This window comes from Streptomyces atratus, from assembly GCF_040655115.1.
Lineage (GTDB): Bacteria > Actinomycetota > Actinomycetes > Streptomycetales > Streptomycetaceae > Streptomyces > Streptomyces atratus_D.
Map to the genome: position 1 here is coordinate 222,530 of NZ_JBFAJH010000003.1, position 23,475 is coordinate 246,004.

Genomic DNA, 23,475 nt, shown 5'->3' on the forward strand with positions numbered 1-23,475 from the left:
GCCTGTGGGCGGGGAGCCGGGCCGGCTCAGCGGGTGGTCGTCACATCATGTCTTCGATGTCGGCGGCGATGGGGTCGGCGTCGGTGCCGATGACGACCTGGATCGCGGTGCCCATCTTGACGACGCCGTGGGCTCCGGCGGCCTTGAGCGCGGCTTCGTCGACCTTGCCCGGGTCGACGACCTCGGTGCGGAGGCGGGTGATGCAGCCTTCGATTTCTTCGATGTTGTCGATACCGCCGAGGCCGGCGACGATCTTCTCAGCCTTGCTGGCCATGTGGTTCTCCCTGGTTCTTCACGTCCGGTGCCGGCCCACCATGGGTCCGTTTCGTCACGGTAACGCACGGTTGGCCCAACTTCGCGAGCGGACAACCTGATCATCACCAATGATGACGATCACCGGCGCCCTGTCCTCCGGGCGGGTTACGCGCCGTATCGCAACTGGTCTACACCACTTTGCGGCGACCGCCGAACGTGGCCCGTTCCGGGAGGATGCCGATGAGCTCGAGCAGCGCCGTCGCGCCACAGAAGAAGGGGTGGAACAGCTTCTTCCAGGGCCTGCAGAAGATGGGGCGCAGCCTCCAGCTCCCGATCGCGGTGCTGCCGGCGGCGGGGATCCTCAACCGGCTCGGCCAGCCGGACGTGTTCGGCGACGAGGGTCTCGGCTGGAACGACGTCGCGAAGGTCTTCGCCGCTGCCGGTGGGGCGCTCCTCGACTCCGGTCTCGGCCTGCCCTTGTTGTTCTGCGTCGGGGTCGCGATCGGCATGGCGAAGAAGTCGGACGGTTCGACGGCGCTCGCGGCGGTGACCGGCTTCCTCGTGTACTACGCGGTGCTGCACGCCTTCCCGGTGGACTGCGCACCGGGTTCCACCTTCACCGCGGGCGGCACCTGGTTCGGCACCTGTGTCACCGCCGGCGCGAAGGTGACGGTCGCCCAGTACCAGAACCCCGGGGTGTTCGGCGGCATCGTGATGGGGCTGATGTCGGCGTGGTTCTGGCAGCGGTACCACCGGGTCAAGCTGGTCGACTGGCTGGGCTTCTTCAACGGCCGCCGTCTCGTGCCGATCGTCATGGCGTTCGTCGGTCTGGCCTTCGCAGCCCTGTGCGCCTGGCTGTGGCAGCCGATCGGTGACGGTCTGACCAGTTTCTCCAAGTGGCTGGTGGACCTGAACTGGCTGGGCTCCGGCATCTTCGGTGTCGCCAACCGCGCACTGCTGGTCGTCGGCCTGCACCAGTTCCTGAACACGTTCGTCTGGTTCCAGTTCGGCGACTTCACCAAGCCGGACGGAACGGTCGTGCACGGTGACATCAACCGGTTCCTGGCGGGCGATCCGACGGCCGGGCAGTTCACCACGGGCTTCTTCCCGATCATGATGTTCGCGCTCCCGGCCGCGGCGCTGGCGATCTACCACTGCGCCAAACCGCATCGCCGGAAGGCGGTCGGCGGCATGATGCTCTCGGTCGGCCTGACGTCGTTCGTGACGGGTATCACCGAGCCGATCGAGTACTCGTTCCTCTTCGTCGCCCCGCTTCTGTACGCGATCCACGCGGTACTCACCGGTGTCTCGATGGCCGTGAGCTGGGGACTCGGAGTGAAGGACGGCTTCAGTTTCTCGGCGGGTCTGATCGACTACGTCATCAACTGGAGCCTGGCCACGAAGCCCTGGCTGATCATTCCGATCGGCTTCTGCTTCGCAGTGGTGTATTACATGATCTTCCGGTTCGCGATCACCAGGTTCAACCTCCAGACTCCCGGTCGAGAGCCCGACGAACTGGAGGCACAGATCGAGAAAGACCTCGTCAAGTAGGCCTTCGGCCGCCGACGACGGAGCTCTCGCCTTCCGGGCAGAAGGTGGGGGCTCCGTCGTGCGTACTAGCTGCTGGTGCCGCGACGCGACGAGTTTGCCGGGCGGGGCAGGGGGGTCGGCCGACCTTGCGACGCCTCTCGGGCTGCCGCGGCCCGGTGAAGCGGGAGCGCGCGGTGGCCAGGGCACCGGCCACCGCGTGTGTCACCGCCGGGGTGGACTGCTGCCGCGCAACTCAGAGTCTCCGTGGGGCTGCCGTCGGGGGCGAGCCGGGTGGGCTCGGGGCCAGTCAGGACGGCCAGGCGCCCATAGCAGCCCACGAGTAATCCGCTCGGGCTGCCCGACCGATCACGATCATTGACGAGTCGAGGTCGACCATGAACCGTAGGGCGATCACGCGCCGCCCGATATCACGAGGTCAACCCGATCAGAGCGATAGGAACCACTTCACGATCTGACTGGTGGCCGCCACGTTGGACCCGAAATGGCGTGATCCGTGCCACGCTTCGGACTGGACGTCGACAGTCGGAAACTTCGCGCCCTGCGACATGAAGTCGGCCAGGCAGTACCGAATATTCGCGTTGACGGCCTGATCGTCACCACTCGTGAAGTACATACGGCGTGGGACCTGCGGTGCCCATCCCTTGCAGGAGTTGTCCGCGGCCCGCAGTGCCTCGTCGAGGTTTCCCTGCGGGTGCTCTATCAGATCCCTGCCCTTTGCGGTGAGCAGCTCGTCAAGTGTGCCAGGAGTCGCCACAGCGAGTTCCTGCCAGTTGTGCTGCCCATCGGTCAGTCCCTCCACCTTGTCCGCGTACGGCTCCTTGAAGACATCGGTGGGCTTGTCGTAGACGTCGTAGGTACGGTCGAACGCCGCATAGGAGTAGGCCACGTTGAGCACACTCACCTTGGCGGAGACCTCGCCTGACAGCATCGCCGGTATTTCGGCGTCGCGGACGGCGTACGCGCCGCTCACCGGGGCGAGTGCCGCCAGCCGGAACCGTGGGTCCTCGCCCTGCTGCAGGGCACGGCCGAGCCCCAGAGCGGCCTCCGCTCCCTGGGAGAAGCCCGTCGCCAGTACGTCCCTCTTCAGGAAGCTGCCTGTGCGGGGAACGAACTCGCGTGCCGCGCGCAGCATGTCGAGCGTAGCGCTGGTCTCCGAGGGGACGTCCAGCCAGGGGTGGGTGCCGGGTCCCGTGCCCTGGCCCAGGTAGTCGGCGGCGATGCCCGCGAAGCCGGCGGCCGCGTAGGTGACGGGAGCGGCGGCGTTGAACCCCTGGGGATCGGTGGAAGGAGCGTCCTTGTCGAACAGCTCACTGCCATGCCCGTAGGAGACGGGCTTCAGTGTGCCCTTGAAGTCATGGGGGAGGACGAGCAGTCCACTGGCGGTGGTGGGGCTGCCGTGTGCGTCGACGGTGCTGTAGACCAGTCGGTACGCATCGACTCCGTATCGCACGGAATCGCCCTGGAATCCGAGGCTCTCCAGCTGCGACGTAACGTCCTGCGGCGTCGTCAACGTGTAGAGCGCCTCTGCGGAGATCAACTCCCCACGGGCCTTGGAACGGCTGAAATCGGTGGCGCCTTCGGCGGTGTAGGCGGTGGCGGAGCACAGAGCCAGCGCCATACCGGCGGCCACGGCGGCCTTTCTGCTTGCGGTGGTTCTCACAGATGTTCCTCCCTGCAGGTTCGAGACCGGATAAGACCGGTCAGCAACAGGTGCCGGAGAGCTGAGCGGCAGCAGAACGGAGACGGGTCCACGTAATCGTGGAGCTCTCTGCGCTCTGTAGCCCCGAAAGATACCGGGTCTTCGAATTTGGAGCGCCCGGCAGTAGGCACGTGCCAGGGACGGGTGCGTTTGTGTGAAACCCCCTGCTCCGTAAGGGAATTGCGCCACAGATGTGACTTGTAGCAGGCGCCGTTGTCGGTCAGGACCCGCTGGACGGTGATCCCGGCAGCGGCGAAGAAGGCATGGGCCCGTTGCCAGAATCCGACGGCGGTCTCCCGGTCAGGACACGGTGGACGGTGGCCGGGTTCAGCCCGAGCAGGTAGGCGATGCGGGCCGGTCCCCAGCGGCGCAGGACGCGGACCTTGATGATCCGCCGCTCGGTCCGGGTCGGGGTCCGGCGCGGGCTGTGGTGCGGGCGCGAGGACCGGTCGGTCATGCCTGCCTCGCCCAGCTCGCGGTAGCGGCCGGCCCACCGCTGAGCCGTCGTGGGCGAGACCTGGAAGCGTTCGGCGGCCCGCCGCGGCGGCCAGCCGTCCTCGACGACGCAACGGGCCAGACGCAGACGTCCGGTCTCGGTCAGGGGTGCATTACGGTGGGGCATGAGGGCCTTCTGATCGTTCGTGTAGATGTCGCAATCCACACCGAACCCGGAAGGCCCTCACTCGTTCAAGATCACCCGACCGTGATCGCTGTCACCAACCTCCATGGACAGAACAACTAGGGCCTAGATCTCGTAGACCGCGCCCGGGACCGCCAGCTCCGCCGGTCCGCGGTAGATCGCGCGGGCGTCGGCCAGGTTCCGGTCGCCGTCCGTCCACGGCGGGATGTGGGTGAGGACGAGCCGTCCCACCTTCGCGCGTGCGGCGATCTCGCCTGCTTCGCGGCCGTTGAGATGGAGGTCCGGGATGTCTTCCTTGCCGTGGACGAACGATGCTTCGCAGAGGAACAGATCGACGTCCTCCGCAAGTTCGTCCAGCGCCTCACAGATGCCGGTGTCACCGGAGTACGCGAGGGTGCGGCCGCCGTGCTCGATGCGGATACCGAAGGCGTCGACGGGGTGGCAGACCTTCTCCGTACGGACCGAGAAAGGGCCGATGTCGAACGAGCCGGGCTTCAGCGTGTGGAAGTCGAAGACCTCGCCCATGGCCCCGTCGGACGGGGTGTCGGCGTGGGCGGTGGTCAGTCGCTGTTCGGTGCCGTCGGGGCCGTAGACCGGGATGGACGCGGGGCGTCCGCCGTCGTGCCGGTAGTAGCGGACGACGAAGTACGCGCACATGTCAATGCAGTGATCGGCATGGAGATGGCTGAGGAAGATGGCGTCGAGGTCATAGAGACCGACGTGGCGCTGCAGCTCACCGAGGGCGCCGTTGCCCATGTCGAGGAGCAGCCTGAAGCCGTCGGCCTCTACGAGGTAGCTCGAACATGCCGAACCCGGGGACGGGAACGAGCCGGAGCAGCCGACGACGGTGAGCTTCATGAAGCGTGAACCTCCGAAACGTGGGAACGGGGAGGGTTCGTGCGATTTGTTGAGCGTAAGGCGCGAAACACCTGGTCGCTCCTCTGGGGCCTGCCGTTGTGGGCGAACTCACCTGCTCTGTCACCGGTTCGATGGAAGCGGGTGCGGGGGGGGCGGGTGCGGAGAGCGGGTACGGAGAGCGGGCCTGCGGGGGCGCCGGTACCGTCGGGGCATGGACATGTCCTGGTGGCCGGCTCTGGCCGTGGTCGTACTGCTCGCTCTCGTTGCCGCGATCACCGACGGGCGGGGGCGGCTCGGTCGGGGGCGTCAGCGCCCCGGCGGGCGTCCTGCCCGGCAGACGCGTCCGCCGGGCAGGCGGGAAGGGCCGCGGGGCGGGCCGGAGCGGGCGCCGCGGCCGGGTGAGATCTGGTGGGCGGAGGTTCCGTACGAGGACGGGCCCGGGGCGCAGGACCGGCCCTGCCTGGTGCTGTCGGTGCGGGACGGTACGGCGCTCGTCGCGAAGATCACCAGCAAGCATCACGAGGAGCGGCCCGGGGTGATCGTCCTGCCGCCTGGTTCGGTGGGGGATGCGCAGGGGCGCGCGAGTTTCCTGGAGACGGACGAGCTGCGGGACGTGGCGGTGCGGGGGTTCCGGCGGCGGGTGGGGACGGTGGACCCGGCGGTGTGGGAGCGGGTGCGCGGGATCGGCTGACGGTCGAATAAGAGTGCCCGGCAGTAGGCAGCGCGGGTGAAGGAGCGGGGCTGGGGTGCGTGCATCGCAAGGCGGAGGATTGAGCCAACGCGGAGCGTTGGTGATTGACGACAACGCCGCGAAGCGCGTGCCCCAGCCCCGCGACGCCGCGAAGCCTACTGCCGGGCACTCTGACGTCCTCGGCCGCCGGACGGGCTGGATTTCCAGCGGGTCCGGCGGCCGAGGACGGGACGGCACTCAGCGCCTTGGCGTCACGCCCAGAGCTGGCCGTGGAGCGTTTCGATGGCCGCTTCCGTCGTGGGGGCCGTGTAGACGCCCGTCGACAGGTACTTCCAGCCGCCGTCGGCGACGACGAAGACGATGTCGGCCGTCTCGCCCGCCTTGACCGCCTTGGTTCCGACGCCGATCGCCGCGTGGAGTGCGGCGCCGGTGGAGACGCCCGCGAAGATGCCCTCCTGCTGGAGGAGTTCGCGGGTGCGGGTGACGGCGTCGGCGGAGCCGACGGAGAAGCGGGTGGTGAGGACCGAGGCGTCGTAGAGCTCGGGGACGAAGCCCTCGTCGAGGTTGCGGAGCCCGTAGACGAGGTCGTCGTAGCGCGGCTCGGCGGCGACGATCTTGATGTCGGGCTTCTGTTCGCGCAGGTAGCGGCCGACACCCATGAGCGTGCCGGTGGTGCCGAGGCCCGCCACGAAGTGGGTGATGGAGGGCAGGTCGGCGAGGATCTCGGGACCGGTGGTGGCGTAGTGGGCGCCCGCGTTGTCCGGGTTGCCGTACTGGTAGAGCATCACCCAGTCGGGGTGCTCGGCGGCCAGTTCCTTGGCGACGCGGACGGCTGTGTTGGAGCCGCCGGCCGCCGGGGAGGAGATGATCTCGGCGCCCCACATGGCGAGCAGGTCGCGCCGTTCCTGAGAGGTGTTCTCCGGCATGACGCAGACGATGCGGTAGCCCTTGAGCTTGGCCGCCATGGCGAGTGAGATGCCGGTGTTGCCGCTGGTGGGCTCCAGGATGGTGCAGCCGGGGGTCAGCCGGCCGTCCTTCTCCGCCTGTTCGACCATGTGGAGCGCGGGGCGGTCCTTGATCGAGCCGGTGGGGTTGCGGTCCTCCAGCTTGGCCCAGATGCGGACGTCGTCCGAGGGTGACAGCCGCGGCAGGCGGACGAGCGGGGTGTTGCCCACCGCGGCGAGCGGGCTGTCGTACCGCATCAGTTCATGCCGCCGGCGACGGCCGGGAGGATGGTGACGCTGTCGCCGTCGCTGAGTTTGGTGGAGATTCCGTCGAGGAAGCGGACGTCCTCGTCGTTGAGGTAGACGTTCACGAAGCGACGGAGCTGGTCGCCGTCGACGATGCGCTCACGGATGCCGTTGTGGCGGCTGTCGAGGTCCGTGAAGAGGTCGGCAAGGGTCTCTCCGTTGCCCTCGACGGCCTTGGCGCCGTCGGTGTAGGTGCGGAGGATGGTCGGGATGCGGACCTCGATGGCCATGGCGTGGGCTCCTGTCGAATGCGGAGTGGTGGCGTGGGGCGCGCGGCTCTGCCCCCGCGCAGGGGTGTGGCGTGGACGGCGCTCGGGGCCGCGGCCCGGCTCAGGCGTTACGGCCGGCGGGCAGGCAGCTCGTACAGATCGCGCTGTGAAGCCTGCACAGGTCGACGTGCAGGCGCGCGACGAGCAGCATGCCCGGCGTCTTGTCGCTCACGTCATGGGGAACCATGGGCTCATCGTATCGATTCCCGGTCCGGACTCCGGTATGTGATCTCACCTGGTGGATGGTGAGCGTTCGCCTGGTGGACGGTCAGGGTGGGGCGGGGGAGCGCGGTGGGCCGGGGACGGGGTTTCGCCCCCGGTCCGCAGGAGGTCAGGCGGGTTCGTACGCCTCGACGACCTCGACGTCCTCCTCGGTGATCACGCCGTCCACGATGCGGTACGAGCGGAACTGGAAGGGGCCCGCGTCGTCGGTGTCGGCGGTGGAGACGAGGACGTAGTGGGCGCCGGGCTCATTGGCGTACGTGATGTCGGTACGCGAGGGGTAGGCCTCGGTCGCCGTGTGCGAGTGGTAGATGATCACCGGCTCCTCGTCGCGGTCGTCCATCTCGCGGTAGAGCTTCAGCAGGTCCGCGGAGTCGAACTCGTAGAACGTGGGCGAGCGGGCGGCGTTGAGCATGGGGATGAAGCGTTCGGCGCGGCCGGTTCCGGCCGGGCCCGCGACCACGCCGCACGCCTCGTCGGGGTGATCCGCGCGGGAGTGCGCGACGATCTGGTCGTACAGCGCCTGGGTGAGGGTCAGCATGGCGCCAGGATAAGCAGAGGGCCCCCGCGCACCGAGGAGTGGTGCGCGGGGGCCCGCATGCCGGACAGCCGGGTCGGGTCAGCGCTTGGCGAAGGCCGTGCTCTCGGGGTTACGGGCCTTGAGGACCAGGTACGAGACGCCGAGGATGAGGGCCCAGAGCGGGGCGCAGTACAGCGAGATCCTGGCGTCCTTGTCGATGCCCATCATCACGATGACCATGCCGATGAAGGCGAGGGCGAAGACGCTGGTGTACGGGGCGCCGGGGGCCCGGAAGGTGGACTGCGCGAGCACTCCGCGGTCGGCCAGGCGGCGGTAGCGGATCTGGCAGACGAGGATCATGATCCAGGCCCACATGCCGGAGATGGTGGCGAAGGAGACGACGTAGGTGAAGGCGTCCCCGGGCCACTGGTAGTTGATCCAGACGCCGACGAGCATGAGGGCGGCGGAGAAGGTGGTGCCGACGAGCGGGGTGCCGCTCCTGGTCAGCCGAATGAAGAACGTCGGGCCCTGTCCGTTGAGCGCGAGGTCGCGCAGCATGCGGCCGGTGGAGTACATGCCGGAGTTGCAGGAGGAGAGGGCCGCGGTCAGGACGACGAAGTTGACGATGCCTGCGCCGATGCCGAGACCCATCTTCTGGAAGGCGGCGACGAACGGCGAGATGCCGGGCTGGAATTCCGTCCACGGGACGACGGCGAGGATCATGATGAGGGCACCGACGTAGAAGACGGCGATGCGCCACGGCACGGTGTTGATGGCCTTGGGCAGAACGGTCTTCGGGTCCTTGGACTCGCCCGCGGTGACGCCGACGAGTTCGACGGCGAGGAAGGCGAACATCACGATCTGCAGGGTCATGAGGGTGCCGCTGATGCCGTGCGGGAAGAAGCCGCCGTCGGACCAGAGGTGGGTCACGCTCGCGGTGTCCCCGGCGTCGGAGAAGCCGAGGGTGAGAATTCCGGCGCAGATGAGGATCATGCCGACGATGGCGGTGACCTTGACCATCGAGAACCAGAATTCGAGTTCCCCGAAGAGCTTCACGGAGATCAGGTTCACGCCGTACAGGATGATCGTGAAGATCAGTGCGGACACCCATTGGGGAATGTCGAACCAGAACGTCATGTACTGGGCTGCTGCGGTGACTTCGGTGATTCCGGTGACGACCCAGAACAGCCAGTAGGTCCAGCCGGTGACAAAGCCTGCGAAGGGGCCGACGAATTCGCGGGCGTACTCCGAGAATGAGCCCGAGACCGGGCGGTACATGAGGAGTTCGCCCAGGGCCCGCATGATGAAGAAGATCACCAGGCCTGCGATGGCATAGGCCAGGATGAGGCTGGGTCCCGCCTTGGCGATGGCTTTGCCCGCGCCGAGGAAGAGGCCGGTTCCGATGGCCCCGCCGATCGCGATCATCTGGATCTGACGGGCGCCGAGGGCGCGCTGATAGCCCTCGCCCGAGGCGGTGCCATCCGCGGCTTCTGCGGCCTGATGCGGGCCGCCCTGCCCGTTGTCGACCTGCGCCGATGTCATGTGTTGCGCCTTTCTCCACGCCGATCCGCGCCTTACGGCTGCGGATCAGGTCCTGATCCCCCCGGATACGGATGGAGTGCGACCGGCGGTCCGCCGGTGGTAAGCGCCCCCGGGAACAGGGATGGCGTTCCCGGGTGGTCGTGAAGATTTATCACGGAGCCGCCGGTGGTCCACCGGACATTGTGTGATGCACACCACAGGAAAAAGCGGACAAGAGTTTCCAGCCGCCACAAAAAAGGCCATTCAGGTGACGGGATCGTTATTGGGATTTGAATATTCGTTGCGCAAACACCCCGACCCGGCCCCAAGGGGAGGTAAAACCCGATCAAGGGAAACGTGAATCGCGGCGTCCGGTGCGGTGCATCGCCACGGGGCGGCCCTTGGGTCGGGGCGTCGGAGCATGCTCACAGCGAAGCCGTGCGGGCGTTTCGGCAGCGCAGCGAGTGAGGCCTCCCCCGTTCGAGCGAAGCCGGGCACGTGAGGAAGTGCCAGGCGTCGCGGCACCGGCCGCGATCCGCCGGACAGCCCCTACGTCATCAGGGTCTCGACGAGCGTCTCCTGGAGCGCGCCCAGCCAGAGATAGGCCATGACCATCGGCTTGCGCGGGTCGCTGTCGGGCAGCCGGTAGAGCGAGCCCTCACCGCCCTCGTCCTGGTCGGAGACCTCCAGGCGGGTGCCGATGGTGAGGCGGAGGTCGTTGAGGGCGCCGAGCCAGTTGCGGCATTCGTCGGCGGTGAGCGTGAGGACGGCGCTGTCCTCGCCGGACGGGAGTGCGTCGAGGGTACGGACGACGGTGAGCGCGTCGTTGCGCTTGCGGGTGCGCAGATCGTTCTCGGTGAAGCGGCGGAACTCGGCGGACGCGGCGCGCAGTTCGCCGTCCTCGTCTCCGTAGGCCTCCGGGAAGAGGCGGGCCAGGGCCGGGTCGGTCGGCGGTTCGCTGGGCCCTTCGGCGAACAGGGCGGCGAGCGGGTCCTCGCCGTCGGCCGGCTCGTCGCCGGGGCCGATCAGTTCCAGCAGCTGGACGGCGAGGGAGCGCAGGATCGCGATCTCCACCTCGTCGAGCGCGACGGCCGCACCGCCGCGGGGGGTGGCCTCGAAGTGGCCGGCCATGGGTTTTCTCCGATGGTGGGTCGGGCGGGGCAGAGGGTGGAGGCTAGTGCCCTTCCGGGCAAACATTGCCGGTCACGGCACTAGTTGCGGTCCTGGGTCAGGGTGGCCCAGAGCCCGTAACCGTGCATGGCCTGGACGTCGCGCTCCATCTCCTCGCGGCTGCCGCTGGAGACGACGGCGCGGCCCTTTTGATGGACGTCGAGCATCAGCTTGTGGGCCTTGTCCTTGGAGTAGCCGAAGTAGGCCTGGAAGACATAGGTCACGTAGCTCATGAGGTTGACCGGGTCGTTGTGGACCAGCGTCACCCAGGGCACGTCGGGCTCGGGGACGACGAGGTTCTCCTCGGCCGATTCGGGGCGCTCGATCTCTACGGGGGCGACACTCACCTACCCCATGCTGCCACCCAGGAGGGGGCATCGCACAAACGGCATAGATTTCGTCACTTTGACGAAATAGGGGTAGCATCCTCGCCATGAACTCTGCGGACCTTGGGCGACGGGTCGGTGTGCCGTCGACAGCGCTCTTCACCGACCAGTACGAGCTCACGATGGTGCAGGCCGCGCTGAAGGCGGGCACCGCCGACCGGTACGCGGTCTTCGAGGCGTTCACCCGCCGGCTGCCCGAGGGGCGGCGCTACGGCGTCGTCGCGGGCATCGGACGCGTCCTGGACGCGGTGGAGAACTTCCGCTTCGACGACGAGATGCTCACCTTCCTGTGCGACCGGAACATCGTCGACGGACCGACGCTCGGCTGGCTGGCGGACTACCGCTTCAGCGGCGACATCTGGGGCTACCCGGAGGGCGAGGTGTACTTCCCGGGCTCACCGGTCCTGCGGGTCGAGGGCTCCTTCGCCGAATGCGTGATGCTGGAGACGGTGATCCTGTCGATCCTCAACCACGATTCGGCGATAGCCGCGGCGGCGTCCCGGATGTCCGCGGCGGCGGGCGGACGCGGACTGATCGAGATGGGTGCACGACGCACCCATGAACTGTCCGCCGTGGCGTCGGCGCGGGCCGCGTACATCGGTGGCTTCGACACGACATCCGATCTGGCGGCCGGGTTCCGCTACAACATCCCCACGGTCGGGACGAGCGCGCACGCGTTCACGCTGCTGCACGACAGCGAGCGCGACGCCTTCCACGCACAGGTCGACTCGCTGGGCCGGAACACGACGCTGCTGGTCGACACGTACGACGTCGCCGAGGCGGTCCGTACGGCGGTCGAGGTCGCCGGGACCGAACTGGGGGCGGTACGGATCGACTCCGGGGACCTGCTGCTGGTCGCGCACCGGGTGCGGCAGCAACTGGACGAGCTGGGCGCCACCAGGACGAAGATCGTGGTGACGTCGGACCTGGACGAGTACGCGATCGCGTCGCTGGCCGCGGCACCGGTCGACGCGTACGGCGTGGGCACGCAGCTGGTCACCGGCAGCGGGCAGCCGACCTGCTCCATGGTCTACAAGCTGGTCGCCCGGGGGGACTCCGCCGATCCCGCGGAACCTCTGCGGCCGGTCGCGAAGAAGTCGCTGGGTGCGAAGTCCTCGGTGGGCGGTCGCAAGTGGGCCGCGCGGCGGCTGGACGAGAACGGTGTGGCCGAGGCCGAGGTGGTCGGCTCCGGTCCGGTGCCCGACGGGCTGGCCGGGCGACAGCTGCTGGTCGAGCTGGTCAGGGGTGGTGAGGTGGTCGCGCGCGAGCCGCTGGACGCGGCGCGGGAGCGGCACATCGCGGCGCGGCGGGGGCTGCCGATGTCGGCGATGCAGCTGTCCAAGGGGGAGCCGGTGATTCCGACGGAGTACGTGTAAACGCGCCGGGGCGGGGAAAACCACGGTCGCTGCCGGCAGCGATGCGCCCCTCCCGCAAGGCGGTCTTTGTCTCTAGGCTCGATGTGCGGCCCGCGAACTTCACCGTTCCCCTCTCCTCCCCCGCTTCTCTCCCCCATCGAAGGACACCCGCCATGCACCGCGCGTTGATCGTCGTGGACGTTCAGAACGACTTCTGCGAGGGCGGCAGCCTCGCGGTGACGGGAGGCGCGGATGTCGCCGCCGCCATCACCGACCTGATCGGTGAGGCCCAGGCCGGATACCGCCATGTGGTCGCCACCCGTGACCACCACGTGGACCCGGGCAACCACTTCTCCGCCCAGCCGGACTTCGAGCACTCCTGGCCCGCGCACTGTGTCGCCGGCACGGAGGGAGTGGGCTTCCACCCCAATTTCGCCCCGGCGGTCGCCTCCGGTGCGATCGACGCGGTGTTCGACAAGGGGGCGTACGCGGCGGCGTACAGCGGCTTCGAGGGGGTCGACGAGAACGGGGTGGGGCTCGCGCAGTGGCTGCGGGACCGGAAGGTGACCGAGGTCGACGTCGTCGGCATCGCCACGGATCACTGCGTACGGGCGACGGCGCTGGACGCGGTCCGGGAGGGGTTCGCGACGCATGTGCTGCTGGACCTGACCGCGGGGGTCGCCGCCGCGACCACGGGACGGGCGCTGGAGGAGCTCCGGGAGGCCGGGGTGGAGCTGTCCGGCAAGCCGGTGGTGTAGGGCGGCGGCGGGGTGCCGGGGTCGTCCGGCGGCCGCGTTGTCCTCGATCGCCGGACGGGCTTGTCCTTGCCGGCATGGCGCTCGATGTGCGGGCCGGTTTGCGGCCCGGGGCCTGTTCTCGAGACGTGGCAGGGCGGGACGCAGGCGCCCTCAGGGCTGGTGGACTGGTACCGGTGGGCGCAGGAGTGCCCGGATGGGGTGCCAGAGTTCCTGGGCCTTCTCCGGTGTCGCTCGCCAGAGCAGCCCGTCCGGGTGGTGCAGCACCGCCGTGATCTCGTCCGGCGTGGGCGGTTCCGCGTTGCCACGGAGGTAGACCGCCCGTAGGCCCACATTGCGCAGTCGGGTCAGTGCGCGGGCCCGGTTCGCCGCGTACACCAGGACCCGTACCGGGATTCCCGGGCCCGTCCCGTCCGCCGGGCCGTTCAGGGTGATCGCGACCACCACACTGCCGTTCGGCAACCTGCTGAATCCTCCGCCTGCCATGCTCCGCACTCCCCCGTGAGACATCGCGTCAATAAGAATCCGAACAAGAGGCACCTAAACACGATCGGCCGCCGCCCGCTAGAGGGCGACGGCCGATCACGCTTTGACCTGCGGTGATGCGGACCTACTTGTGCGAGGCGCCAACCTTGACCGTGATCGTCGAGCCGCTGAGCGGCTCGCTGACGATCGTGATCCGGGTGTTGGTGTCAGCGACCTGCACGCTTCCGGTCTTGTTCTCCGCGTACCAGTAGGTGCCCTTGTGGTCGTCGAAGACCGGGACGCCCGACTGGGCCTTGATCTTGGTCGCCACGTCGGCCTTGTGCAGCGTGAAGCCGTCGGTCGGCCGCCAGCTGAACGGTGCGTCGAAGGGCTGGATCTTGTTGCGGATGACCGTGCCGTCGGCCCACTTCAGCGGCTTGGCGTGCGCGTCGATCGGCAGGATCAGGCCCTGGCCCGGGTGAGTGGAGACGTTGTTGTCCTTCTGGGACTGGTCCCAGAGCCAGATCAGCAGACCGTTCTGGTACGGGTAGTGCTCGACCCAGTCGGGACGGGTCGTGGAGAAGCCGAAGTTGTACGGGCCGACCTTGAGGGTCCGGTCGTACGAGACGTACTGACGGTTCTCCGCGATGTAGTACTGCGGGTAGTCCTTGGTGAACGACGCGCCGACCCGGGAGAAGCCCTTGGCGGTCCAGCCGTTGTCGTCGCCCTCGGCGTTGTCCGAGAAGAGCACGGCACCGTCGGCGTTGACCGCGATGGTGTCGGCCGCGAAGCCCACGCCGCCCGCGCCGCCGTCGGTGGTGTAACGGAAGCGGATGTCGATCTTCTTGCCCGCGTAGGCGTCCAGCGAGTACGACAGCTTCTGGTACGTGCCGGAGACGTCGGTCAGCGCCGGCTTGTCACTGGCGTCGCGCGGGATGGCCCGGCCGTCGGCCGTGCCGTCGATCGCGGTCCAGCTGGCGCCGCCGTTCTCCGACACCTCGGTGTAGAGGTAGTCGTAGTCCTTCTCGATGTCCCACCAGCCCGAAAGGTCCAGGGACGCCTTGGACTTGCCGGTCAGGTCGACCGAGCGGGACAGGGTGTTGTTGAGGTCGTCACCCATGTCGCTCCACCACTGCTTGGCGCCCTCAGCGGGCGTCGTGACAGCGGTGGTGACGGCCTTGTCCGGCAGCGAGACGACGAGCGCCTGCTTGTCCTTGGTGTTGTACTCCGAGACACCCAGCTTGTGGACCGAGCTCGTCGCGGCCTTGGCCGAGGCGTAGTCGAGCCAGCCCAGCTGCAGCTTGTCCCAGGCGGTCATGTCGCCGGGCATGTCGCCGATGGCGTTCTTGCCGGTGCCGAGCCAGGAGCCGGCCGACATCAGGGACCAGAAACCGACCGAGTTCTCGGCGCGGTTGGTGGTGTCGTAGAGGTCCGGCAGACCGAGGTCGTGGCCGTACTCGTGGGCGAAGACGCCCAGGCCGCCGTTCTCGGGCTGCGCGGTGTAGTCACCGACCCAGATGCCGGTGTCACCGATCTGGGTGCCGCCGGCCTTGTTGCCGGCCGGGCCGGTCGCACCGGCGTTGGTGCCGTACGCGTACCAGCGGTGCGCCCAGATGGCGTTCGAACCCTCGACGCCGCCGCCCGCGGACTCGTCCTCACCCGCGTGCACGACCTGGAAGTGGTCGATGTAGCCGTCGGGCTCGTTGAAGTTGCCGTCGTTGTCGTAGTCGTAACGGTCCCACTGGTCGTACTGCGCCAGATCAGCCTTGATCTGGTCCGCGGTACGGCCCTTGGCCTTCTGGTCTGCGGCCCAGGTGTTCACGCCGTCCCTGACCATGTCCCAGGCGTTGGCGCAGTTGGACGAACCGCAGTAGTTGGAACCGTAACGGGCCTCGTTGTACGGGACCTTGACCCAGTCGGAGACCTCGCCGTCGACCGAGTAGCGTCCGGAGGACGTCTTCTCGTAGTACGTCTTCAGCGAGTTCGTGCCGGCGCCCTCACCGAAGTAGAGGTCCTGGAAGTGTGCCTGGTTGTAGTCGGCCTGCCAGGCGGTGCTGTTGTCCTTCGCCGGGTCCGGCTTGGCTATCTTGTTGTGCAGCGGTCCGGGCGTGCCGCCGTACTTCTTGACGGGCGGCTTCGGCCCGTCGCCGTCCGGGTCGAACATGGTCGTGTCGTCGACCTTGTCGCCGAACTCCACCAGGATCGTGAAGATCTTGTCCGTCTTCTCGCGGCCGAGCTCGACGTACTTCTCGTCGTCGAGCTTGACGACGTTGGAGCCGTCGCGGTTCGTCACCTTCTTGTCGCCGGATACGACCTGCTCCAGGGCGGCCTGACGCTGTGCGTCCTGCTGCTCGCTGAAGGGGCCCTTCAGGTTGTGCGCGTTGCCCTCGGCCGACCCCGGATCGCGGCGGTCGATGCTGGATGCGCTGGCGCCTGACGCCTTGTCCTCGGCCTGCGCGGTGGCGAAGGCCGACGCCGTGGCAGCCGTGGCGGCCATGGCCACGACAACCGCCGCAGCGCGAAACGCCCGTCTCTTAGTGGTCACTTGATGCAGTCCTCCCCGGCGCCCGCGGCTGCGACCTGGGAGTGTGGAAGAGGTCGCGCGCGGATACGCGTCACAAGTGACGACATTCGACCGGAGTTACAGGAGAAAAGACAGACCTTGACTTGAACAGGCCAAGTGCATTATGTGGGAGTGCGGTTCCGTTAAACGGACGTTCACCGAACAGGCAACCGGCGCGCCAATGCCCCCTTTTGGAGCGCCGGATGACTCAGTGCGCCCCCCCTGCACCGGCACCGCGGGTTAGGTCACGCTTACTACCGTTTCCTCCAGGGCATCCACCGTCGTAGAGTCGCTTGACAGTGCGACCGCGTTGAGAGACTGCCCCCAATCCGATGCCCCGAGGACGGATACCGCCATGCCGCGCCCCACTGCTGCACAGCTCTCCTACGGATCGGTCACCGTCGTCTTCTCGACGCTCGCCATGCTGCTGCTGTCCCGCACGAGTTCGGGCATCGGCATCGCCGTCATCGGCACGGCGGCGCTGGCGCTCGGTCTGCTGGTGGCCGTCACCGTACCCCTGCCGCTGCGGACGAAAACAAGGAACGCGGCGAAGACGGCAAAGACGGCGACCGTGGTTCGTACGAACCACGGCGCCGCCTCCGCCGTCGGCGCAGCCGAGGACATCGAGCTCGACGGCGTCCCGGCGGCCAGGATCCCGGCCGCCGGCCCCGCCGAGCGTGTGGGCGAGCACTCCCTGCGCCACTGACCGGGCAACCTGCGGCGCACCTCTCGGGCGGACCGTTCGCGTACGTCGGTCACGCGGTCGAGACCACCACCGTCTTGGCCGCCTTGTCCTGGAGCCCCTGCCGGTACGGCTTGTCCGTGAACATCAGCACGATGTTGATCAGCCACCACAGACACGGGCAGCACAGCAGTGCCGGCAGCCACAGCACGACGGCCCGCAGGAACGAGGCACTGGTGTCCGGCACCCGGCCGTCGTTGAGCATCGCGACCCGCAGCTTCAGCAGCCGCTTGCCGATGGTGCGGCCGTCCTTGTGCGTGAAGTACGTGTCGTACGCCACGTAGGCCACGAGCCCGATCAGCGACCAGAGCAGCTGATGGCCGCTGTAGGTCTGGTTGAAGACGTTACTGAAGTTGTCGTTGTTGCCGTTGTTGTTGTTCGACGACACCTCGACCGCTCCACCGAACGGCAGCGAGATCAGATACAGCGGGATCGAGATGATCAGGAAGTCGATCAGCCGGGCCAGGATCCGCTTGCCGGGCTCGCCGAGCGGCGGCATGCCCGCCAGCGGGTCCGTGCCGCCGTACGGGCCGCCTCCGTACGGGCCGCCGCCGTACGGACCGCCGCCGGACGGGGGCGGCGGCGGAGCGCTGTCGTAGGGCGAACCCGACGACGGCGGCTGAGGCTCCCGCGGCTTCTTGAGGAACGGGTCGTCCTCGGGAGGCTGACCGGACGTCGGCTGATCGTTGCTCATGGGGGCAGTGCACCCCGGCCCACGGGCGCCCGCAACGGCTCAGAGCCTGTCGGGTGACCTTCGATCGGAGAGCGGGCGCGGCATGGTGCGTACGATTCCAAGGCGCCAAAATGACCTCGTAGCGGAGCTACTAGGGCATTTCGGCAACGCCGGAAGCGTGCGTGCCAGGGCGTGGCCGCCCGATCAGAGGTCACCCGACAGGCTCTCAGGTGCGTTCGGGCGAACGGGGCACGGAGCGACCGCCGCCCACCCGAAGAGCCGTCAGCCGTGCGGGGCGCTCACGCGGCGTCGTCGTGCTCGTCGTCAGCCCGCCACGAAGGTGCGGGCCGCCTTGTCGTGCCAGCACTGCCGCCACGGGCGGTCGAACAGACACCACAGGACGTTGACCACACCGATGACCAGAAGACCGAGCAGGCCGTAGACCAGCCAGCGGCGCAGCGCGGCACCGAAGGAGGGCGGCCCGTGGGACTCGATGTCCCATACCTCCAGACCGCAGAGCTTCTTGCCGAGCGTACGGCCCCACTTCGCGGTCGGCAGCACCTCCAACAGCAGGCCGAGCACCAGGAACGCACCGAGTACCCCGCCGAAGAGCGCGGCCGTGGTGGAGTCCACCAGCCAGACGGTGACCGTCTGGCCGGACAGCTTCGCCGCGTCGATCTTGTCGCCGATGTGGTCCATCGCTCGGGAGACGAGCGGGAACCCGATCGCGCCGACGAGCGCGCCCAGCACGACCGTGTCGACGAGCCGGGCGGCGAACCGCTTGCCGAGCCCGGCGGGGCGGGCGGCCGCCTGCGCCTGTGCGAGCTGCTGGAAGTGATCGTTGACCGGGGGCTTCCAGGGCACGACGGGGCCGTCCGGCTGAGCCGGCTGCGCACCGGCACGCCGCTGGGGCTGCTGGGGTGGGAATTGCCGCTGTTGCGGGGTCTGCGGCTGCGGGTGGACGGCCTGCTGGGGCGCGGCGAGCTGGTGGGCCTGCTGCGCCCAGGAAGCGGCGCCGCCGCCGGGGCCCGGGGTGAGCGGATCGGCCGGGACGGGCGCGGGTGCCGGATCCGGTGCGACGGCCTGGGCGGGCGCGGGTGCCGGTGCGGAGGGCTGCGGGGCGCTGGTGCCGGTGGGGATCGCGCGGATCCCCACCGTCCCGTCGGCCGGTTCCTGTTCCGCGTTGCGGGGACGGGGCGACAGGCCCCCCTGACCCACGGGGCGGATCGTGACCGGACCGTCGGCAGGCCGGCGTCCCGCCTCACCGCTGCCGCCTCCGGACTCGGCCGGGCGGTCGGCCCGGATCGCGACCCTTCGCCCGGGGACCTGGCTGCTGCCTCCCCGCATGCCCGGCAACGCACCGCCCGTGGGGTCCTGCGGCGCGGGCAGGCGCGGGTCGGCGGGGGCCCGGCCGGCGGGGGCCTCCCCGCTCGGCGCCCGGTCCGCCCGGACCTGGCCCGCTGCTTCGGCCCCGTCCGGCTGCCCCGTACCGCCCGTGCCGCCCCAGGAGACCCGCCGGTCGCGTTCCCCGCCGAAGCCGGTCTGCCGGGAGGCGTCGGCCTGCCAGGCGGACGAGGGTTCTTGTCGGTTGCCGTCGGACGGCTCCTCGTCGAGGAAGACCGGACCGGTTTCGTCCACCGGCGCGTAGGTCGGACCGGACGCCTGGGCGGACATCGGTGCCGAAGGCTGTGGCCGCGGTTCGGGCGTCGCCCCCTCGGAGGGCGTCGCGGCCGTCGATTCGCCCTGCGGGGGCGCAGGACGGCTCGTACCGGGAACCCACGAAGCGCCGTTCCAGTACCGGACATATCCGGGAATGGACGGGTCGGGGTAATACCCCTCGCGGGGCCTGTCGTCACCGGGTGCCGGGGTTGGGGCGCTCATCACCGTGGTCCCGTATCTCTTCGAAGCCTCAAGTCAACGGACCACATCTATCAGACAGCCACGTACCCCCGGGCCGGTCCCGGCGTTTGGCGCACTTTCCGGTCACGGTGAAGTTCCTTCCCGAAGTCGCGTCATACGTGGCGGGGAGGGCGCTCTCTCCATGTGCGGGCCGGTCAGGGGACCGGGCCACAGGCACCGGAAGGACGCACTCATGCACACCGTCGTGGAACGCGAATTGGATCTCGAGCTGGTCCTGTCGCCGGAGCGGAGCATCCCCGTCCCGGCCCGGCTGACGTACCGCACGGAGGATCCGTACGCCGTGCACATCGCCTTTCACATCCGCTCCGACTTCCCCGTGCACTGGACGTTCGCCCGCGATCTGCTGATCGAGGGTGTGTTCCGGCCCTGCGGGCGCGGGGACGTGCGGATCTGGCCGACCAGGATCGAGCGTCGCAACGTCCTCTGCGTGGCGCTGAGCTCGCCCGACGGCGATGCGCTGCTGGAGGTGCCGTCCGCCGCCGTGGCCGCGTGGGTGGAGCGGACGCTGCGGCTGGTGCCACCCGGCACCGAGACCGAGCTGCTCGGCATCGACGCCGCTCTCGCCGAGTTGCTCGCGCCGCTGCCGGCCGACGACCCGTGGCTGAGCGACCCGTGGCCGCCGGACGAGTCGACGGACGGCGAGGTCTGACGCGCGGTCCGCTCGCGGCTCAGAAGACCTTGCCCGGGTTGAGCAGTCCCAGCGGGTCGAACGCCGCCTTGATGCCCCGGTGCATCTCGACGCCCACCTCGCCGAGTTCGCGGGCCAGCCATTCCTTCTTCAGAACGCCGACGCCGTGCTCGCCGGTGATGGTGCCGCCGAGTTCGAGGCCCAGTGCCATGATCTCGTCGAAGGATTCGCGGGCCCGGCGCGACTCGTCGGCATCGGTGTGGTCGAAGCAGACGACGGGGTGGGTGTTGCCGTCGCCCGCGTGGGCGCAGACGCCGATGGTGAGGTCGTACTTCTGCGCGATGGCCGCCGTCCCCTCGATCATGGCGCCGAGCCTGGAGCGCGGTACGCACACGTCGTCGATCATCGTGGCCGACTTGACGGCCTCCAGGGCGGTCAGCGACATCCGTCGGGCCTGGAGGAGGAGTTCGGACTCGGCGGCGTCGGCCGCGGGGACCACGTCGGTGGCACCGGCGGTGGTGCAGAGTCCGGCGACGGCGGCGAGATCGGCCGTGGGGTCCGGAGTGTCGAAGGCGGCGAGGAGCAGCGCCTCGGTGGAGTCCGGGAGACCCATGTGGGCCATCGTGTTGACGGCCTGGACCGTTGTACGGTCCATCAGTTCGAGGAGTGACGGAGTGTGGCCGCGCTCCATGATGCGGCAGACGGCGTCGCAGGCGGCTGTCGCGGACGGGAATTCGGCGGCGAGGACGAGCTGCTGCGGCGGCTGCGGCTTCAGGGCGAGCACGGCGCGGACGACGATGCCGAGGCTTCCCTCGGAGCCGACGAACAGCCGGGTGAGGTCGTATCCGGCGACGCCCTTCGCGGTCCGGCGGCCGGTCGTCAGGAGGCGTCCGTCGGCGAGGACGACCTCGAGGCCGAGTACGTACTCGGCGGTGACGCCGTACTTCACACAGCACAGCCCGCCGGACGCGGTGCCGATGTTGCCGCCGATGGTGCACATTTCCCAGCTCGACGGGTCCGGCGGGTAGTACAGGCCGTGTTCGTTGACCGCGCGGGACAGCACGGCGTTGATGACGCCCGGTTCGACGACGGCGATCCGGTCGACCGGGTTGATCTCCAGGATCCGGTCCATCTTCACCAGGGACAGCACGATGCAGCCGTCGGAGGCGTTGGCCGCGCCCGACAGGCCGGTACGGGCACCCTGCGGGACGACCGGTACCCGCAGCGCGGTCGCCGTGCGCATGACGTGCTGGACCTGCTCGACCGTGCGCGGCAGCACCACCACGGCCGGAGCGCCCGCGTCACAGAAGCTCGCCATGTCATGGGCGTACGAGGCCGTGACGTCCTGATCGGTGATCAGGGCCTCGGCGGGAAGGCCTGCGCGCAGTCGTTCGAAGAGATCGTCCATGATCCAAGCGTGACACCCGGGGCCAATGGTGTGAACCCGTCTGCGGCAGCGTTCACACAACGCCGTGTGCTGATCATATCAACGCAGAGTGATCGACATGGATGTCATGCCGCAGCAGCCTCCGGAGTCTCCCACGTCGGATCCCCCTCTCCGCTCGTCCGATCCATACGGTTCCCCACCGCCGACGCCGTCGCCCCCCGGCTCCGGACCGCCGCTCGCTCTGGACCCCCCGCCGCCCTCGTTGCACACGACGCTGCGCCGGGCGGCGGTCGGCCTGGTGGCGGGTGCCGTGCTGGTGACGGGTGCGGTCGTGTCCGTACCGGACGACGAGAAGGAGGCCGCGTCGCCGCCCATGCCGGGACCGGTGATGCGCGCCCTGACGGCGACGAACGGGGGCGCCCCCGTCTCCCTCTCCGATCTGACGGCGCTGATCGGGAACCGGCAGAGCTGGGTCGGCACGCATCCGTCCGACGCGCGGTCGTGGGCGGTACTCGGATCGGCGTACGTGGAGTGGGGGCGGCGCTCCGCGGACGCGGCGTACTACAGGCGGGCCGAACAGGCGCTGAGGCGCTCGCTGGACGTACAGCCGGGTGACCGGGGGAACGTGGCGGCGTGGGTGGGGCTGGCGGCGCTCGCCAATGCGCGGCACGACTTCGTGACGGCGAAGAAGTGGGGCGAGACGGTACGGGCCCGGCAGCCGAAGGACTGGATGGCGTACCCGGTCCTGATCGACGCGTACAACGGGCTCGGCCAGTACACGGCGGCGGGCCGGGCGGTGGAGAGGTTCACGGCGCTCCGCTCGGGCGTACCCGCGCTCACGCGGACGGCGCAGATGCACCGGAACGAGGGCCGGCGCGAGGACGCCCTGGCCATCGCACAGGATGCGGCGAAACGGGCCACCACCCCCGCCGAGAAGACGGACTGCCTGTTCCGGCTGGGCGAACTGGCCTGGGAGCGGGGTGCGCCCGAGGAGGCGGTGGCCCAGTACGGTGCGGCCCTGCGGAGCGACCGCGCCCACCCGCCGTCGCTCGCCGGCCGGGCGCGGGCGCTGGCGGCCCTGGGCCGTACGGACGAGGCGCGACGCGACTACCGGGCGGCGCTGTCCCGGCTCCCGAACCCCGAATACATGCTGGAACTCGGCGAGTTGTACGAGTCGCTGGGGCGGGGCGACGACGCCGTCGACCAGTACACGAAGCTCCGCACGACCCTGACCCGGGAAAGCGGCTACGGGGTCGACGACTCCCTCCTCCTCGGCCGCTTCGAGGCCGACCACGGTGATGCGTCGCAGGCGGTGAAGGTACTGCGGGCGGAGTGGGACCGACAGCACCACAGCGCGGCGGTGGCGGACGCGCTGGGCTGGGCGCTGTACCGCTCGGGCGACTCCCGGAGTGCGCTCACGTACGCGCGGCAGGCGGTGGACACGGGTGGTCGGACCGCCCTGTACGCGTACCACCTGGGCATGATCGAAGGGAGGCTGGAGAACCACGACCCGGCCCGCCGTCACCTGGAGGAGGCCCTGCGGATCAACCCCCACTTCAGCCCGCTGGAAGCCCCGAGGGCCCAGGAGGCCCTGGACACCCTGGGCCGGTCCCCTGCAGACGGCTCCCAGGACGTGCAGCCGCCGGCGGCACCGGCCGAGGAGGCCCCCGTACGGACGCCGCCCGCGTCCGACGCCGAACTGTCGGCCGGTCACTGACACACGACCCGGCTCCGCGCTTCTCCTTGCGTCGGGGCAGGACGGGGCGGGTGTGCGGTCCGAGAAGCCGCCGCTCGGCCTGTCCAGCGGTTCGGCGACGAGGTCGGCGAGCCGGTCGGCCGGACACCGGACCCGCGCCTCCTCCGGCGCGGGGCAGCCCCCGTGCCGACGGCCCCCACGGCCGTCGGCACTGCCGCTGTGGTGTACGTACCGCACACCTCGGCCCCCCTCGGGCGGA

At 69.2% G+C, this 23,475-nt stretch carries 22 protein-coding genes and 1 pseudogene; 7 read left to right on the forward strand and 16 right to left on the reverse strand.

Annotated elements, in window-relative coordinates; all coding sequences use genetic code 11:
- Window positions 1-40: 40 nt before the first annotated feature.
- Window positions 41-274: a PTS glucose/sucrose transporter subunit IIB gene (locus AB0I23_RS06195; RefSeq protein ID WP_359107295.1), complete on the reverse strand. Its 234-nt coding sequence runs from the start codon at window positions 272-274 to the stop codon at window positions 41-43.
- Between the two features lie 221 nt (window positions 275-495).
- On the opposite strand from AB0I23_RS06195, the gene AB0I23_RS06200 reads away from it, so the two are divergent.
- Entirely contained in the window at window positions 496-1,806 is a 1,311-nt protein-coding gene (locus AB0I23_RS06200) for a PTS transporter subunit EIIC (RefSeq protein ID WP_359107297.1), read from the forward strand.
- Between the two features lie 424 nt (window positions 1,807-2,230).
- Here the strand turns inward: AB0I23_RS06200 and AB0I23_RS06205 are convergent, their stop codons facing one another.
- The 3 genes and pseudogenes from AB0I23_RS06205 to AB0I23_RS06215 all read right to left on the reverse strand — a co-directional run bounded on the left by AB0I23_RS06205 (window position 2,231) and on the right by AB0I23_RS06215 (window position 5,003).
- Complete coding sequence (locus AB0I23_RS06205; protein ID WP_359107299.1) at window positions 2,231-3,466, reverse strand: lipase; 1,236 nt, start codon at window positions 3,464-3,466, stop codon at window positions 2,231-2,233.
- A 152-nt stretch (window positions 3,467-3,618) separates the two neighbouring features.
- Window positions 3,619-4,127 (reverse strand): annotated as a pseudogene (locus AB0I23_RS06210) (helix-turn-helix domain-containing protein); the annotation flags it as partial.
- 123 nt (window positions 4,128-4,250) lie between these two features.
- Entirely contained in the window at window positions 4,251-5,003 is a 753-nt protein-coding gene (locus AB0I23_RS06215) for an MBL fold metallo-hydrolase (protein ID WP_359107300.1), read from the reverse strand.
- A gap of 211 nt (window positions 5,004-5,214) precedes the next feature.
- Between AB0I23_RS06215 and AB0I23_RS06220 the strand changes: the two genes are divergently transcribed.
- The gene (locus AB0I23_RS06220) at window positions 5,215-5,694 is read left to right on the forward strand and encodes a type II toxin-antitoxin system PemK/MazF family toxin (protein ID WP_359107302.1); all 480 of its coding nucleotides are present in this window, start codon (window positions 5,215-5,217) and stop codon (window positions 5,692-5,694) included.
- Between the two features lie 251 nt (window positions 5,695-5,945).
- Here the strand turns inward: AB0I23_RS06220 and AB0I23_RS06225 are convergent, their stop codons facing one another.
- From AB0I23_RS06225 to clpS, 7 genes are all read right to left on the reverse strand, one after another.
- Complete coding sequence (locus AB0I23_RS06225) at window positions 5,946-6,896, reverse strand: PLP-dependent cysteine synthase family protein (protein WP_037692510.1); 951 nt, start codon at window positions 6,894-6,896, stop codon at window positions 5,946-5,948.
- Window positions 6,896-7,174, reverse strand: coding sequence for a MoaD/ThiS family protein (locus AB0I23_RS06230; protein WP_037692508.1), 279 nt, complete (start codon window positions 7,172-7,174; stop codon window positions 6,896-6,898). The genes AB0I23_RS06225 and AB0I23_RS06230 overlap by 1 nt, the downstream gene beginning before the upstream one ends.
- Window positions 7,175-7,274: 100 nt before the next feature.
- Window positions 7,275-7,400 (reverse strand): putative leader peptide, encoded by a 126-nt coding sequence (locus AB0I23_RS06235; RefSeq protein WP_359107304.1) that lies wholly within the window; start codon window positions 7,398-7,400, stop codon window positions 7,275-7,277.
- Window positions 7,401-7,544: 144 nt separating this feature from the next.
- Window positions 7,545-7,976 (reverse strand): M67 family metallopeptidase, encoded by a 432-nt coding sequence (locus AB0I23_RS06240; RefSeq protein ID WP_359107306.1) that lies wholly within the window; start codon window positions 7,974-7,976, stop codon window positions 7,545-7,547.
- 78 nt (window positions 7,977-8,054) lie between these two features.
- Window positions 8,055-9,497, reverse strand: a complete 1,443-nt coding sequence (locus AB0I23_RS06245; protein ID WP_359107308.1) for an amino acid permease — start codon at window positions 9,495-9,497, stop codon at window positions 8,055-8,057.
- Window positions 9,498-10,025: 528 nt separating this feature from the next.
- Entirely contained in the window at window positions 10,026-10,607 is a 582-nt protein-coding gene (locus AB0I23_RS06250) for a DUF2017 domain-containing protein (RefSeq protein ID WP_359107310.1), read from the reverse strand.
- A gap of 80 nt (window positions 10,608-10,687) precedes the next feature.
- Entirely contained in the window at window positions 10,688-10,993 is a 306-nt protein-coding gene (gene clpS / locus AB0I23_RS06255; protein ID WP_018555894.1) for an ATP-dependent Clp protease adapter ClpS, read from the reverse strand.
- An 86-nt stretch (window positions 10,994-11,079) separates the two neighbouring features.
- On the opposite strand from clpS, the gene AB0I23_RS06260 reads away from it, so the two are divergent.
- Together AB0I23_RS06260 and AB0I23_RS06265 are read left to right on the forward strand one after the other, a co-directional pair.
- Window positions 11,080-12,408 (forward strand): nicotinate phosphoribosyltransferase, encoded by a 1,329-nt coding sequence (locus AB0I23_RS06260; RefSeq protein WP_359107312.1) that lies wholly within the window; start codon window positions 11,080-11,082, stop codon window positions 12,406-12,408.
- Between the two features lie 152 nt (window positions 12,409-12,560).
- A complete protein-coding gene (locus tag AB0I23_RS06265; RefSeq protein ID WP_359107314.1) occupies window positions 12,561-13,145 on the forward strand; it encodes an isochorismatase family protein in 585 nt (194 codons plus the stop codon).
- A gap of 150 nt (window positions 13,146-13,295) precedes the next feature.
- On the opposite strand, the gene AB0I23_RS06270 is transcribed toward AB0I23_RS06265, so the two are convergent.
- Complete coding sequence (locus tag AB0I23_RS06270) at window positions 13,296-13,628, reverse strand: hypothetical protein (RefSeq protein ID WP_359107315.1); 333 nt, start codon at window positions 13,626-13,628, stop codon at window positions 13,296-13,298.
- Between the two features lie 124 nt (window positions 13,629-13,752).
- Window positions 13,753-16,152, reverse strand: coding sequence for an immune inhibitor A domain-containing protein (locus tag AB0I23_RS06275; RefSeq protein WP_359107317.1), 2,400 nt, complete (start codon window positions 16,150-16,152; stop codon window positions 13,753-13,755).
- 373 nt (window positions 16,153-16,525) lie between these two features.
- Here AB0I23_RS06275 and AB0I23_RS06280 point away from each other — a divergent pair, with 373 nt between their 5' ends.
- A complete protein-coding gene (locus tag AB0I23_RS06280; protein ID WP_359107319.1) occupies window positions 16,526-16,876 on the forward strand; it encodes a hypothetical protein in 351 nt (116 codons plus the stop codon).
- Between the two features lie 49 nt (window positions 16,877-16,925).
- Here the strand turns inward: AB0I23_RS06280 and AB0I23_RS06285 are convergent, their stop codons facing one another.
- On the reverse strand, window positions 16,926-17,606 hold the full coding sequence (locus tag AB0I23_RS06285) for an RDD family protein (protein WP_359107321.1): 681 nt from the start codon (window positions 17,604-17,606) through the stop codon (window positions 16,926-16,928).
- Between the two features lie 303 nt (window positions 17,607-17,909).
- Window positions 17,910-19,466 (reverse strand): RDD family protein, encoded by a 1,557-nt coding sequence (locus AB0I23_RS06290; protein ID WP_359107322.1) that lies wholly within the window; start codon window positions 19,464-19,466, stop codon window positions 17,910-17,912.
- Between the two features lie 211 nt (window positions 19,467-19,677).
- Between AB0I23_RS06290 and AB0I23_RS06295 the strand changes: the two genes are divergently transcribed.
- Entirely contained in the window at window positions 19,678-20,154 is a 477-nt protein-coding gene (locus tag AB0I23_RS06295) for an SsgA family sporulation/cell division regulator (RefSeq protein ID WP_359107324.1), read from the forward strand.
- A gap of 19 nt (window positions 20,155-20,173) precedes the next feature.
- On the opposite strand, the gene AB0I23_RS06300 is transcribed toward AB0I23_RS06295, so the two are convergent.
- Window positions 20,174-21,541: an FAD-binding oxidoreductase gene (locus AB0I23_RS06300; protein WP_359107326.1), complete on the reverse strand. Its 1,368-nt coding sequence runs from the start codon at window positions 21,539-21,541 to the stop codon at window positions 20,174-20,176.
- Window positions 21,542-21,638: 97 nt separating this feature from the next.
- On the opposite strand from AB0I23_RS06300, the gene AB0I23_RS06305 reads away from it, so the two are divergent.
- Window positions 21,639-23,237, forward strand: coding sequence for a tetratricopeptide repeat protein (locus tag AB0I23_RS06305; protein ID WP_359107497.1), 1,599 nt, complete (start codon window positions 21,639-21,641; stop codon window positions 23,235-23,237).
- The last annotated feature ends 238 nt before the right edge of the window (window positions 23,238-23,475 follow it).

Bases quoted from the DNA above. Each gene is read 5' to 3' on its own strand.
- AB0I23_RS06215 (WP_359107300.1), bottom strand. From the start codon at position 5,003: ATGAAGCTCACCGTCGTCGGCTGCTCCGGCTCGTTCCCGTCCCCGGGT.
- AB0I23_RS06245 (WP_359107308.1), bottom strand. From the start codon at position 9,497: ATGACATCGGCGCAGGTCGACAACGGGCAGGGCGGCCCGCATCAGGCC.
- AB0I23_RS06285 (WP_359107321.1), bottom strand. From the start codon at position 17,606: ATGAGCAACGATCAGCCGACGTCCGGTCAGCCTCCCGAGGACGACCCG.
- AB0I23_RS06260 (WP_359107312.1), top strand. From the start codon at position 11,080: ATGAACTCTGCGGACCTTGGGCGACGGGTCGGTGTGCCGTCGACAGCG.
- AB0I23_RS06265 (WP_359107314.1), top strand. From the start codon at position 12,561: ATGCACCGCGCGTTGATCGTCGTGGACGTTCAGAACGACTTCTGCGAG.
- AB0I23_RS06295 (WP_359107324.1), top strand. From the start codon at position 19,678: ATGCACACCGTCGTGGAACGCGAATTGGATCTCGAGCTGGTCCTGTCG.
- AB0I23_RS06290 (WP_359107322.1), bottom strand. From the start codon at position 19,466: ATGAGCGCCCCAACCCCGGCACCCGGTGACGACAGGCCCCGCGAGGGG.
- AB0I23_RS06195 (WP_359107295.1), bottom strand. From the start codon at position 274: ATGGCCAGCAAGGCTGAGAAGATCGTCGCCGGCCTCGGCGGTATCGAC.
- AB0I23_RS06270 (WP_359107315.1), bottom strand. From the start codon at position 13,628: ATGGCAGGCGGAGGATTCAGCAGGTTGCCGAACGGCAGTGTGGTGGTC.
- AB0I23_RS06200 (WP_359107297.1), top strand. From the start codon at position 496: ATGAGCTCGAGCAGCGCCGTCGCGCCACAGAAGAAGGGGTGGAACAGC.
- AB0I23_RS06230 (WP_037692508.1), bottom strand. From the start codon at position 7,174: ATGGCCATCGAGGTCCGCATCCCGACCATCCTCCGCACCTACACCGAC.
- AB0I23_RS06305 (WP_359107497.1), top strand. From the start codon at position 21,639: ATGGATGTCATGCCGCAGCAGCCTCCGGAGTCTCCCACGTCGGATCCC.
- AB0I23_RS06300 (WP_359107326.1), bottom strand. From the start codon at position 21,541: ATGGACGATCTCTTCGAACGACTGCGCGCAGGCCTTCCCGCCGAGGCC.
- AB0I23_RS06250 (WP_359107310.1), bottom strand. From the start codon at position 10,607: ATGGCCGGCCACTTCGAGGCCACCCCCCGCGGCGGTGCGGCCGTCGCG.
- AB0I23_RS06225 (WP_037692510.1), bottom strand. From the start codon at position 6,896: ATGCGGTACGACAGCCCGCTCGCCGCGGTGGGCAACACCCCGCTCGTC.
- AB0I23_RS06235 (WP_359107304.1), bottom strand. From the start codon at position 7,400: ATGGTTCCCCATGACGTGAGCGACAAGACGCCGGGCATGCTGCTCGTC.
- AB0I23_RS06240 (WP_359107306.1), bottom strand. From the start codon at position 7,976: ATGCTGACCCTCACCCAGGCGCTGTACGACCAGATCGTCGCGCACTCC.
- AB0I23_RS06280 (WP_359107319.1), top strand. From the start codon at position 16,526: ATGCCGCGCCCCACTGCTGCACAGCTCTCCTACGGATCGGTCACCGTC.
- AB0I23_RS06220 (WP_359107302.1), top strand. From the start codon at position 5,215: ATGGACATGTCCTGGTGGCCGGCTCTGGCCGTGGTCGTACTGCTCGCT.